This is a genomic window from Bradyrhizobium sp. USDA 4504, from assembly GCF_054063995.1.
Genome location: NZ_JBSSGV010000001.1, coordinates 6,162,356 through 6,175,657 on the forward strand (window position 1 = coordinate 6,162,356; position 13,302 = coordinate 6,175,657).

At 63.6% G+C, this 13,302-nt stretch carries 8 protein-coding genes; 5 read left to right on the forward strand and 3 right to left on the reverse strand.

What is annotated here, in order from left to right; translation table 11 throughout:
- The first annotated feature begins 1 nt into the window (after window position 1).
- Genes ACVMB1_RS29110 through ACVMB1_RS29120 form a run of 3 tightly spaced genes read left to right on the forward strand, consistent with a single transcriptional unit; the run spans window position 2 to window position 3,119 of the window.
- A complete protein-coding gene (locus ACVMB1_RS29110; protein ID WP_076827402.1) occupies window positions 2-2,053 on the forward strand; it encodes an FUSC family protein in 2,052 nt (683 codons plus the stop codon).
- Window positions 2,050-2,256 carry a DUF1656 domain-containing protein gene (locus tag ACVMB1_RS29115; protein WP_076827400.1) on the forward strand — a complete coding sequence of 69 codons (207 nt, stop codon included), beginning with the start codon at window positions 2,050-2,052 and terminating at the stop codon, window positions 2,254-2,256. Before ACVMB1_RS29110 ends, ACVMB1_RS29115 begins: the two co-directional genes overlap by 4 nt.
- Window positions 2,253-3,119: an efflux RND transporter periplasmic adaptor subunit gene (locus tag ACVMB1_RS29120; protein ID WP_076827398.1), complete on the forward strand. Its 867-nt coding sequence runs from the start codon at window positions 2,253-2,255 to the stop codon at window positions 3,117-3,119. The genes ACVMB1_RS29115 and ACVMB1_RS29120 overlap by 4 nt, the downstream gene beginning before the upstream one ends.
- Before the next feature lie 72 nt (window positions 3,120-3,191).
- Here the strand turns inward: ACVMB1_RS29120 and ACVMB1_RS29125 are convergent, their stop codons facing one another.
- Window positions 3,192-4,055 carry a tetratricopeptide repeat protein gene (locus ACVMB1_RS29125; protein ID WP_076827396.1) on the reverse strand — a complete coding sequence of 288 codons (864 nt, stop codon included), beginning with the start codon at window positions 4,053-4,055 and terminating at the stop codon, window positions 3,192-3,194.
- A gap of 37 nt (window positions 4,056-4,092) precedes the next feature.
- On the reverse strand, window positions 4,093-4,731 hold the full coding sequence (locus ACVMB1_RS29130) for a FecR family protein (protein WP_194295347.1): 639 nt from the start codon (window positions 4,729-4,731) through the stop codon (window positions 4,093-4,095).
- 446 nt (window positions 4,732-5,177) lie between these two features.
- Between ACVMB1_RS29130 and ACVMB1_RS29135 the strand changes: the two genes are divergently transcribed.
- A complete protein-coding gene (locus ACVMB1_RS29135; protein WP_456849399.1) occupies window positions 5,178-9,686 on the forward strand; it encodes a DUF5801 repeats-in-toxin domain-containing protein in 4,509 nt (1,502 codons plus the stop codon).
- A 107-nt stretch (window positions 9,687-9,793) separates the two neighbouring features.
- On the opposite strand, the gene ACVMB1_RS29140 is transcribed toward ACVMB1_RS29135, so the two are convergent.
- Entirely contained in the window at window positions 9,794-11,563 is a 1,770-nt protein-coding gene (locus ACVMB1_RS29140) for an alkaline phosphatase family protein (RefSeq protein ID WP_076827393.1), read from the reverse strand.
- A gap of 325 nt (window positions 11,564-11,888) precedes the next feature.
- Here ACVMB1_RS29140 and ACVMB1_RS29145 point away from each other — a divergent pair, with 325 nt between their 5' ends.
- A complete protein-coding gene (locus tag ACVMB1_RS29145) occupies window positions 11,889-13,301 on the forward strand; it encodes a cytochrome c peroxidase (RefSeq protein WP_244558794.1) in 1,413 nt (470 codons plus the stop codon).
- Window position 13,302 lies beyond the last annotated feature (1 nt).

Genomic DNA, 13,302 nt, shown 5'->3' on the forward strand with positions numbered 1-13,302 from the left:
CATGCGCGCGGAAGAGCCGTTCCTGGTCCGCCACGCGGATCTCATCTTCGCGTTGAAGACGTTCGCGGCGTCGATGCTGGCGCTTGTCATCGCCCTGGCGATCGATCTGCCGCGTCCCTATTGGGCGATGGCGACGGTCTACATCACCTCGCAGCCGCTGGCCGGCGCGACCAGCTCGAAGGCGTTCTTCCGCGTGATCGGTACGCTGGTCGGCGCGAGCGTCACGGTCGCCCTGGTGCCGAACCTGGTCAATGCACCGGAGCTACTGTGCCTCGCGATCGCGCTCTGGGTCGGGCTCTGTCTCTATTTATCGCTGCTCGACGGCACGCCGCGCAGCTATGTCTTCATGCTGGGCGGATATACCGTCGCGCTGATCGGCTTTCCGTCGGTGGCCGAACCGGGCAGCATCTTCGATGTAGCGCTGGCACGAGTCGAGGAGATCTCGCTCGGCATCATCTGTGCGAGCCTGGTGTCGACGGTGGTGTTTCCCCGCAGCGTCGCGCCGGCGGTCGGCGGCCGCATCAGGAGTTGGCTGTCGGATGCGCGCCGTCTGTCCCGCGACGTGCTGCTTGACCGCGGGACCGGCGAGACGCGCCGGGCCCAACGCCTCCGTCTTGCGACCGACATTGTCGAGATCGATACGCTGGCGACCCATGTCGCCTATGATCGGCTGGCCGACGCCGGCACCGTGCGTGGCCTCGGCGAGGTCCGGCTGCGCATGCTGATGCTGTTGCCGATCATCACGTCGATCGAAGACCGGCTTACCGCACTTGGCGAAGCGGCGCTGCAACGGCAACCGGAGCTGCAACGCCTGATCGGCGATCTCGCCGCATGGATCGTGGACGAGGACCGCCAGCGGCAATCCGGCGAGCAGATCCGCACCGCAATCGCCGAGCGGCAATCTGCGCTCGACGGCATCGCGCCGCGGGAACGCATCATCACGATCAGCCTGCTGCTCCGGCTGCGCGAGCTTGCCGACATTTCGGCCGACTGCCGCGCGCTGGGCGATGCGATCACCGCGGGCCGGGATATCTCCAGCGTCCAGCTGGCGTTCCACCCGGAGTCGGGGGCCGCACCGGTCCGTCATCGCGACCACGGCATGGCGCTGTGGTCGGCCGCGGGCGCGGCGGTCGCCATCCTGATCTGCTGCGGCCTGTGGATTGCGACCGGCTGGGCCGATGGCGCCTCGGCGCCGATGATGGCGGCGGTCGCCTGCTCCTTCTTCGCCGCACAGGACGAGCCTGCGCGCAGCATCCGGGCCTTCGGCCTGTTTTCACTGGTCGCGATCGTCATCGTCGCAATCTATCAGTTCGCGCTGGTGCCCGGCATCTCCCATGTCGAGGTCCTGATCGCGGCACTGGCGCCGACCTTCCTCCTGTACGGCTTTTTGATCGCACGACCCAAGACCGCGCCGATCGGCATGGCGCTCGCCGCCAACACCGCGACGCTGCTCGCGCTGCAATCGACCTACAGCGCGGATTTCGCCAGTTTCGCCAACACGTCGGTCGCCTTCTTCCTCGGTGTTGTGATCGCGGAGATCGTAACGCGGATCGCACGCGGCGTCGGCGCCGAATGGATCGCCAAGCGGCTGATGACGTCGAGTTGGCAGGCGCTCGCGGTCGCGGCCGAGCGGCGCGGCCACGGCGATCGCGCGCAGTTTGCCGGCCTGATGCTGCATCGGCTCGGACTATTGGTCCAGCGCATCGCCTTCATCTCCGAGAGCGATCGCCGTGATGCCGACAGCCTGGTCCAGCTCCGCATCGGGCTCAACATCATCGACCTCCGGCGGGCCCGCTACGGCCTCGCCGCAGTGACCGTGCGTGCCATCGACGACATGCTGGACGACCTCGCGGCGGCGTTTCGCGCCCGTGCGGACCAGGCAATGCCGGCCGAACTGTTGTCATGCATCGATGCGGCGCTGACCGCGGTCGTCAAGGACCCCAATGAGCGCGCGCGGGACGATGCGTTGCTCGGCCTCGTCGGCATCCGCCGCGGCCTGTTTCCGGATGCACCCGCGTATCGATCGCAGCCCGAGGAGAGCTTTGCCGCATGAGATATGAGCTCGACATTTACGGCGTGCTCGTTCCGGCGCTGCTGCTGTGGCTCATCGTTGCCTATGCGCTGAGCGCAGTGGCGAGCCGGATCTTGCAGCGCTTCGGGTTCTACCGGCTGGTCTGGCATCGCGCGTTGTTCAATTTCGCCCTGTACGTATGCCTGCTCGGCGTCGTGGTTTATCTTTCGGAGTTTCTGCCATGAAAGCGAATTTCGCCTGGCTCGGCCGGGTTGCGCTGACCGCGGTCGCCGTCGTCGCCGCACTCGCTGTCGCTCGCGCGCTCTGGGTCTACTATATGGAATCGCCATGGACTCGCGACGGCAGGGTCCGCGCCGACGTGATCCAGGTGGCTCCCGACGTCTCCGGCTTCGTCACCGACGTGCTGGTCAGGGACAATCAGCCGGTGCGTCGCGGCGACATCCTGTTCCGGATCGATCGCGCCCGCTTTGCCCTGGCGCTGAAGCAGGCCGATGCTGCGGTCGCCGGCCATCGCGCGACGCTGGATCAGGCCGACGCCGACCTCAAACGCTACAGCTCGCTGACCACCGATGCGGTGTCGCAGCAGAAGCAGGAGCAGGTTCTGGCGACGCAGCTGCAGGCCAAGGCGGCCTATGACCAGGCGGTCGCCGACCGCGCCGTCGCGCAGCTCAATCTGGATCGCAGCGAGGTGCACGCTTCGGTGAACGGCACCATCACCAATATGGACCTGCGGCCGGGCGCTTACGTCACCGCAGGCAAGGGCGTGATGGCGCTGGTCGACACCGACACGCTGCATGTGGAGGGCTATTTCGAGGAGACCAAGCTCGCGCGCATTCGCGTCGGCGACAAGGCGCAGATCCGGCTGATGGGCGAGCCGGTGCGGCTCACCGGACATGTCGAGAGCATTGCGGCCGGCATCGAGGATCGCGACCGCGCGGCAGGCGCGAGCCTGCTCGCAAACGTCAACCCGACCTTCAGCTGGGTTCGGCTCGCACAACGCATCCCCGTGCGCATCGCGCTGGACCACCTGCCGGATCGCATCGCGCTGGTCGCCGGCCGTTCGGCGACGGTCGAGATCATGGACTAGCCGGCTGGCCGGGCGCATCCGCGGCGACAGCATCGAGCCGGTGCACCTTACTGCGGCTCGTCGACCACTCGCCTATCGCACGCCGTAGCGTGTGAAATCGTCGCCGATGCTGCCCTGGATCGCCTTGGCCGCCGCCATGTCGGTATTGCCGCCGGCCTTGTCACCCTGCTTCAACTTCGCCAGGCCGCGGCCATAAAGAGCGCTTGCGAGCTTGGGATCGATGCGAAGTGCGGAGCTGTAGTCGGCGATCGCCGCGCCCAGCTCGCCGGTCTTCAGATAGATAAGGGCACGCGAGTCATACGTCGCGGCGTTGGTTGACGCCAATTGAAGGGCCTTGTTGCAATCTTCCAGCGCCGCCTGCAATTCGCCGAGGATGGCCCGGCTCCAGCAGCGTCCGTTCCACACCCCGTCGAGCTTCGGCTCGAGGCGAATGGCCTCGTCGTAGTCCTGCGCCGCGCGCGCATAATCGTTCTTCTTCAAATAGGCGCCGGCGCGGTTGGCGAAGGCCTCGCCGTAGTTCGGGTTGAGTTTGATCGCCTGATCGAAGGCGTCGGTCGCGCGATCATATTCGCGCTTCCTGAGATAGGCCACGCCGCGGTTGTTGAACGGCTTGGTGTAGGTCGGATTGAGCTCGATCGATCGATCGAAATCCCGGATGGCGCCGTCATAGTCTCCCTTGGCGGCGTAGGCGTTGCCACGGTTGTTATAGGCGATCGCGAGGCCAGCCTGGGTCATGTCCTGCCCCGCATCGATCAGCGCCGTGCAGGCAGCAATGCGCGCGTCGGCCGGTGTGCGATCGAGGCCGCTGCACAATCCGATAGTGCGGAGATAGCTGTCCTTCTTCGCGTTCTGCGCGACCGCCGGCAGCACGGGGAGCGTCGCAACGAGAAGCGATATCAGGCTGACAATTGCGCCGGCGCTTGCACGAAGTTTCATATCGGGCCTTGCTTGCACGAAACGGGCTGCGCCTGGCCTAGCACCCTCGACAGATGTTGGGATTGAACTTGTGAAGGGTGTTTTGCTCAGGTTGCTGCGGCGTTCGAGTCCCGACCTTCCTGACCTTGCTCTTGCCCTCTTCAACGAGCGTGGCGAACCTCACCGTTCCATCGTCCGATATCTCGATGCGTGGCGTGGTGCCTCGAATGCCCATCGTTGCGACAGGGGTGTCGATCTTCATGTCTCCGGTCTTCGCAATGTTGCCGGCAACGAAGGTGAACGTCCCATTGGTCAGTTTGAGCAAGGTCGAGTTCGACTTGCCGTTCGGGTCGTACACGAACTCGGTCATCGCCATCTTGGCGTTGCTCGACAGATTGAACGAAGTGCCGTCGGAGAAATTGATCCCAACGCGTCCGTCGGCTCCAGTTTGCACCACGTCGCCCAGATACACGGGGTCGCCGACCTGCGCCTGAGGCAGTTTGCCGGGCAGCCCTGCCTGAACGACGACTGCATTCGGATGCTCGATCGTGACCGAACCGGTGGCGGCTACGACCCTTCCGATGAATTTCAATTGGATATTGTCCGGTTCGGTTTGCGCCTGCACCTGGCCGGGCGTGAGCGTTGCGAGCGCCAGGACGAAGCTTGCAAGCAATTGAACAATCAAATGGATGCGCACGATCCCCTCCTCGAAAAGGTCTTGTCGTGCCGGGGCTCGATGGGTGACCGGGACCACCGGGCCGAGACCGCAGGACCTTGAGTGCCAAACGAGTTGTCGCAGACAGGCCTAAATGCCTGACGCAGTTCGACTAAAAATTAATAAGTGGACAATTTGCATGGTAATCATACTATTAATTTTGCGGGGCTGCACGCGCGATAAAGGACAGCTGATCTGACCTTTTCGTAAGGCTCCCCCGCAGTATTGGAATTCCATTTTTACTGCCGAATTTGGTTTCAATCAGGACGTTTCAGCGGACAAGCCTATGGCTGACGGCGCGGGGTTTTTCGCCGCGTGGCCGAACCAAGCCAAAATAAAAAGACTGCGGCGCCACTTTCCGCTCGAACTGCCTAACAGGCAAAAAGCCAATGTCAGTTGCGTCCGGCGTAGAGTTCGGGGACGCGTGCATGGCCGTTTTCGGCCAGCCGCCCCGCTTAGTTGGCACTGTTCGGACGGCGATCGGCTGCGGCACGATCGCGGGTGCCCGGGGCATACCGATTCAAATCGTAGCTGGCGATTCCGTTCGCCAGGGTGACGTCATCGAGGTCGGAGCCGGCGGGCGGATCGAAATCCGCCTGGTCGATGGCAGGGTGCTCAATTTGCCGGCCGGCACCCGGCTGGAGTTGGACATCGCGCAGGACCCCACCGGGGGCTTGCGGCCGGGTCTGTTCGCGAAAACCAGAAGCCTCTTCCGCCTCATCGGCAGCCGGCTCGCAGGGTCTGGCGTCCTGACGGCGGACACACCGGTTGGCACCATCCGCGCCAGCGGCCTCGGCATGCTGTCGCTGGCCGCCCTGACCTTCTCGCTGCTGGAGGACGCCCGGGCCGCGGAGCCGAACGTCACGCTCCTGGACGACGACAACATCAAATACAAGGACCTCCACCACGGCGTGTTCGAACTCGTCACCAAGGAGGCGATCCCCCGTCACATCGTCGTCGAGGATCCCGAAGAGACGATCATCCTGAGCAGAAGAGGCTCCTCCGTCGGCGTGAACCATGCCACGAATTCCCCTTCGCACATGGAGGAATTACGGGAGGCCCAACAGGAGACCCTTGCCTATTTCGAGAAAGGACCGGCATCGAAAGGATCCGGCATGCCTGCTCTCGAAGGCGGACAACTGCTGCTGCCGATCAATTTTATTCAGCAGTCCCCGCTGTCGCCGGTGCAAGATACGCTCGGGCCGCTGCCGGTAGCGACCTTCGCGAAAAATGATCTCTTCAAGCTGCCGCCGGTTCCGCCGAAGTTGAACCTCGGAGCGGGGCCGACTGAAATCGATACGGTGATATTTGACGACTTCAATGCGGCGAGCGGGACCTTTTCCGCGAGCAGCATCAAGGGCGGCGCACTGAAATTCGGCATCAGCGGAGGCGCCACAGGCGATACGGTGCTGGGACAGGCGACATACGACGTGTCGAGCGTCGGTACTTTTGGCACGCTCTATCTCAACAGCGCGACCGGAAGCTACACCTTCGTTCCGAACAATACCGCAATCAACGCGCTGAAGGCCAACACGACCCAGAGCTTCGTGATCACGGTCTCGGACGGCGCGCTTTCGGCCAGCGAGAGCTTCGACATCAGCATCCTGGGCGCCGATGACGCCTCCATCATTTCCGGCACCAAGGCCGGCGCGGTGGTGGGTGCGGTCGGCGTCAGTCATGCCTCGCCCGGCCTGCTCATCGCAAACGGCACGCTCACCGACACCGATGTCGACGATCCCGCCAATACCTTCACCGCCGTGAACGCGCCGACGACAAGCGCAGGTGGCTACGGCTCATTCACGCTCACAACGGCCGGCGTGTGGACCTATACGCTCGACAACGCCAACAGCTCCGTGCAAGCCCTCCATGTCGGCAACACGCTGACCGACAGCTTCACGGTGACCACGATCGGCGGAACCCCGCAGACGGTGACACTCACCATCCACGGCCCGCTGATCGAGGTTGGGACCGCGCCATCGCTGACGTTGAGCGAGACCCATCTGACAGCGACGACGCTGGACGACAATATCGCCGGCTCGGCACCGGACGCCGCGCTGACGACGACATCGGGCGAGTTCTCGGCGGCATTCGTCACCGAACCGGGTCTGACGGTCAGCTACGCACTGACGATCACCGGCGGCAACGGTACGGCGTCAGGGCTGATCGATTCGCATACCGGCCTCGCTGACCTGCTGGTTCTGAACGGCAACACCATCGAAGGCCATGTCGGCACGGCAAGCGGGGCGCTCGCGTTCACCATCACGGTTGACCCGGCCACGGGTCGCGTGACCTTCGTCGAGCACCGCGCGGTCGAACAATCGTCGGGCACCAGCCCTGACAGCGGCGAAGGGATCGCACTGGGGACCGGCCTCGTCAACCTGATCGCGACGGTCACGGAGAGCGACGGCCAGTACCAGGATCTAAGCATCGATCTCGGCAAGCAGCTGACAATCACGGACGATGGCCCGCGCATCGAGGCGGCGGGCACAGCCCCATCGCTGACGCTGAGTGAGACGCATCTGACGGCAACGGCGCTGGACGACCACATCGCCGGCTCGGCACCGGACGCGGCGCTGACGACGACTTCCGCCGATTTCTCGACCGCGTTCACTTCGGTGCAAGGCGCCGATGGCGCGACCATCCGCTACGCGCTGACGATCACCGGCGGCAACGGCACGGCATCGGGGCTGATCGACTCGCATACCGGCCTCGCTGACCTGCTGGTTCTGAACGGCAACACGATCGAAGGCCGCGTCGGCGCGACCAACGGCACGCTGGCCTTCACCATCACGCTCGATCCGGCCACGGGACGCGTGACCTTCACCGACTACCGGCCGGTGGAGCAGCCGCTCGGCACCAGCCCGGACAGCGGCGAAGCCGTATCGCTGGCCGCGGGCATCGTGGGCCTGATTGCCACGATCACGGACAAGGACGGCGACTTCCAGAGCGCCGGCCTCGACCTCGGCAGCAGGCTGACCATCAGCGACGATGGCCCCTGCATCCGGGCCAATTGCACCGCTCCGTCGCTGACGCTGAGCGAGACGCACCTGACGGCAACGGCACTGGACGACCATGTCGCGGGCTCGGCACCGGACGCGGCGCTGACGAAAATTTCCGCCGAATTCTCGACGGCGTTCAGCTCGCTCCAGGGCGCCGACGGCGCGACGACTCACTATGCACTGTCGATCAACGGAGGTGACTGCACCCCATCCGGTCTGATCGATTCGCATACCGGCTGCTCCGACGTGCTGGTTCTGAACGGCAACACCATCGAAGGCCATGTTGGCACAGCAAGTGGCGCGCTGGCATTCACCATCGCGGTTGATCCGGCCACGGGATGCGTCACCTTCACCGAATATCGCGCGGTGACGCATCCGGCCTGCGCCGGCCCTGACAGCGGCGAAGCCGTGTCGCTGACCGCCGGCGTCGTAAGCCTGGTTGCCACCATCACGGACAAGGACGGCGACTTCCAGAGCGCGTGCATCGACCTCGGCAAGCAACTGACGATCACGGACGATCACCCGACCATTTGCGGCTTCCCGGAGACCTTCGTCGCCGCTCAGGATCATCAGACTGCGACAGGTACCTACGATATCAATTTCGGCGCGGATGGCGATGCCGCGATGTTCGTTGCCGTCCACAACGGTCCGGTCGGCTGCTCGGGATATGATCTGGCCACATCATGCCTGGGCAACGGCATCACCGCGGTGCACGTCACCGGACATGGCGATGATTACAACTTCTACTATACGACCCATGAGGTGGGCGGCGGCGTCGAGCTCGACGCGTATCTTACCGATTGCGGGGGTAGGTTGGACGATCCTTATTTCAAGTTGCTGATCAATCCGGATGGAACATTCTGCTTTGATCTCGAGCACGCCGGGCCGTCGAAGGACGTCACCGTCCATGGCTCCGATTTTGATGCCCCGATCTGCGGCACGCCGTCATTGACGGCTCCGGACGGACAACTGGTTATTACCGGGTCGGACTGCGCCGGCCAGCCGCTCGATGTCAAGGCATCGGACTGCGGTATTGCGGTCGGCGACAGTGGACTGCAGATGGACCCGGCCGAGCAGTTGAATCTCGCGTTCACCGAGAAGCAGTCGCAGGTCGGCTTCAATCTCACGGAATGGCAGGGCTACGGCACCGCCGGTGTGATCCTCAAGGTTCTTGATGGCAGCGCCGACGTTCACGACTTCTGCATCGATGTTCCCAGGCCGCTCTGCGGCAGTGCCGGCTTCGTGGTGCAGGAGACATCGGATGCTTCGCTGATCGACACCTACACCTTTGATGCCACGACGACGACGTATACGCTTTACGTTGACAGGTCGTTCGATCAAGTCCAGGTCGACTACGATCGGGTGGAAGCCGGGTGTCCCACCTTCGCGATCAACAACATCAGCTATACCGAAAAGACGAGCATCAATGCGGATCTGCTGTTCGATGTGACGGCGGTCGATGCGGACGGCGATTCGGCGACGAGCAGCCTTCAGGTCGATATTCAGTGCCACACGGCGGGGATGGACACCTTCATATTCGCCGCCAGCCAGGACAGCCCCGCGCCGCCGGTCGGCGCCAGCGCTCCCGCACCCGATGTTAGTCCGATGTCAACGAGTAGCCACGAGGACGCGGCGTTGTCTCAGGCAATCCTGCCCTTTGTAGACGGCGGAACGTCGGGAACGACCGAGCAGTCCTTTCATTTCGCGGAGCCTTCGAGCCTTGAACAGCAGGGAGCTTCGTCCCCTCCACAGTTTGATCAAAGCCTCGCATGGTTCGGCCGCCACGACGATTCCGCCGGATTTCAGCTGGCGCAAGGAGTTGCAACTGGTGGAACGCCGGCAATGGGGCCGGCTGTCCTGGAGCACCAAACAGATTTCTTCCCGGACCATACGCCGGACGCCGTCGTGACCCATCCGCTACACGATCTGATCATGTAGCGATCGCTTCTTGTAGCGATCCCTTCGTCTAGCGATCCCTTGGGCGCGTGGCCGGCACTCCGGCCCGCGTCGGACGTTGACGCGGGCGGCCGGCAGCGTTTCTCGTGTCAGTGCCAGCCCTCGCCGGCCTTCAGCGCCGCCGAGAGGCTGCGCACCGGGCGCGTCACCAGCGGGTCGAGGTCGAAGCGCTTTTCAAGCATCTTGAGGATCGACGTGGTGTCGAAGTCCTCGTGCGCGACGCCTGACTTGTTGAAGCGCTTGGCGATCAGGAGCGCCGGAATGCGGGTGCCCGGGCCCCACTGGTCCGCAGCCTTGGCTTCGGCACCATGGCGGTTGAACGGCGGCGGGGGAACGTGATCCCACTGCCCGCCGAACTCGTCATAGGTGATGACGATCAGCGTGTCCCTGCCATCCGGCCCCTCGACGATCGCCTTGACGAGATCGACGAGATGCTGGCTGCCTTCGGACTCGCTGGTGTAGCCCGGATGCTCGTTTTCCTCGCCGATCGGCTTGATGAAGCTGACCTGCTTCAGCCGGCCGGTCTTCGCCGCCTGGATGAACTCCGCCTCGTCCTTCAGGCGATCTTTGCGGGCCTGCGTTCCGGGCGCGTAGTTGGCGAAGTAGTTGAACGCCTGATGGTGGTACTGGAAATCCACGTCCGGGCAGTTCGGGAACACCGCCGTGGAAACATGGTTCGGGTCGGTGCAGGTCGTACCGTTGCCGTTGGTCCAGCCCGAAGCGCCGACGTCGCCGTTGGCGTTCGACCAGCCGCCCGAATACCAGGCCCAATCCACGCGCTTTGCCGACAACCGATCGCCGATGTTCGGCGTGTGCAGCGGCGGCAGGCGCTTGATGTCGGCGGTTCCCGGGGAATAGGGCTGATAGAACGGCTGCGTCGTGTTGACCGCGTAGTCGCCGCAGGCGAGGCCCGCCGGCAGGCCGGCCTGATTGCACTTCGCCGTCAGCTGCGCATCCTTCACGGTCGAGAGCGGCGTGTAGAGCGGCGTGCTGGTCGGCATGCCGTTGGCATCGACGATCGAGTGGAAATCGTTGGCGCTGCCGTCATTCAGGGCACCGACGAACTGCGGCGCCGCGGCGGCGACCAGGAACTGGTGGTTGAGGAACGAACCGCCGAAGGCGCCCTGGAAGAAGCTGTCGGCAATGATGTAGTTCGGCGCGCCGTTGCCGTGGAGATAGGTGTAGATGGGCAGCTTCTTGGTGTCGTAATAGCCCATCACCAGACCCGCCGCATCACTGCCGGTCATGTAGCGGTTTTGCCGGCCGCCGTTGAGCTGGTACTGCTCGCTGTAGAAGCGGTGCACGATGTCCGCGGTGCAGCCGCCGGGCGCGCCGGTGCCGTTGAGGAAACCGTGAGCCGCGAAAGCGCCGAGCGGCTTCGGGCAGGTCGTGGCCGAGGTCGGAATGAATTCATTGATCTCGAACGGCTTGTTCTTGAAGGCGCTCAGGATCGCGACCGTGCCCGTATTGTCGGTGCAGCTGGTCGGTTGCGGCGACGGAGAGGTCAGGTTGACGTCGTTCTGCAGCAGACAGGCATAGACGGTCTGGTTGTCCTGCCGAACCTGCAGGGTGTGCGCCTGATCGGCATAGGATGTGCCGTTGATCCGGTCGCGGCCGACGTCGCCCCAGTGACCGTAGAGGTTATCGAAGCTGTGGTTCTCCTGATAGATGACGACGATGTGCTTGTACTGGTGCACGCCTTCATGGCCCCGATCCCGCAGATCGCGCAGCTCGTCCCTGATCTCGTGCTTGAACTCATCAACGATCTTTTCGACCAAATTCTCTGCGTTTGCTACCGGCGAGATGGCAACGGCGCCAGCAACAACCGCGAGCGCCGGAATGGCTCCCCAAAGCCGCATAGTGCTCTCCTGATTTTAGAAAGAAATAGAAATGGAGCTACACGCTATGCAAAACACATTTCGCTGGGATGACTGTTTTTCGACGCGCGCGCAAACGCGCGGAAGGATGCTCGCGCACCAACAGACTTTCATCCTGTCAAACGCAGACTGCGTTGCGCTTCGCTGATCGAGCGTCATCAAACCGCAATCAAAATTCGTCTATCCAGTCAGATGGTCATTGATCCTGCCGACTGGAAACTGTCACCTCCGTGACATCTTCCGACGCACGGCAGCGCATATGCATTTGTGACAGGGGCGTTTTCGCGCAATGGCTTGGGATATTCTCGTGTCCGGCTCCGGAAAACATCGTGCGACAGCCGCCGATCGCGGCGTCAGACCGGCACGGGGCGCGTGGCTGGCGCTCGTCGTTGCCCTGCTCCCGTTGCGCGCGACGGCGTTCCCGCTCGGCGGCGACCAGACCGTGCTGCCGACCGGCACCGAATTTTCCGAGGAAGCGCTCGCGCGGCCGCGCGAACTCTTTCATTCCGAAGCCGTCGGCGGGCGAAAGTCCTATTTGGTCAATCTCGGCGAGCTTGCGTTCAACTCGCCTTCCATCCTGGGGGGCAAGGCGCGTCAGGCCGAGATGAGCTGCGGCACCTGTCACGTCAACGGCGCATCGAACCCGAAACTGTTCGTTCCGGGCGCATCCTCCCGCCCCGGCACCTTCGATACGACCAGCCTTGCCTTCAACGCGAATACGTTCAACAGCATCCTCGATCCGGTCAGGATTCCGAGCCTGCGCGGCGCCCGCTTCCTCGCCCCCTACGGACATGACGGGCGCATCACCTCGCTGCGCGACTTCGTCTATAATGTCATCGTCAATGAATTTTCCGGTCCGAAGCCGCGCGACGAGGTTCTCGACGGCCTCGTCGCCTATATCAACGATATCGATTTTCTCCCCAATCCGAAGATTGCACCCGGCGGCAGGCTTGCCGCGCAGGCGAGCCTGGCCGAGCGCCGCGGCGAGGCGCTGTTCTTCAAGCCGTTCCCGAAGCAGGCCGAGCTGAGCTGCGCCGGTTGTCATGTTCCGGGTGGTACCTTCAACGACCAGATGCGCCACGACGTCGGATCCGGTGGACTGGTGAAGACCCCGACTTTGCTGAACGCCAACTTCAACGCCCCGTATTTCCACGATGGCCGCTACGACACCTATGAACAGGTGGTCGATCATTTCGATCGTGTGTTCGACCTCGAACTATCGAGCCAGGACACCCAGGACCTCGTGGCCTATCTGAATGCGGTCGGCGACGGCGAACGCCCGTTCGACAAGGACGGCGTCATGCTCCGGATGAAAGAGGTGCTCGAGCTCTCGAGCGTCCTCGAGGTCGCGATCCCGGCTGCCGACACCGCGGTGGTGTCACTGGCCGTGACCGGGGTCGGGGCCGAACTGCGCGAACTGACCGAGCGCATCCCGGACATCAGGAACACCTCGATCGGTGGCAAGGACGAGCGGCTGGCGGCGCGCGCGATCCTGAAGGACCTCGTTCTCACCCTGCGCCGCATCGATCTCGACGTCGGCGCCGGCCGTATCAACGATGCGATGGCCGAATATCGCAACTTTGCGCAGCTGGTGCACTTCGACGTACCCGTCGCTCTGAAAAAGGCCGAACCCTGGTCGCTGTTCAACAGCAACGTGCATCAGTCGCACTACACCGCGCTCGGCCGGATCCTGCCGGTGACAAGCCAGCAGTCGCAATAAC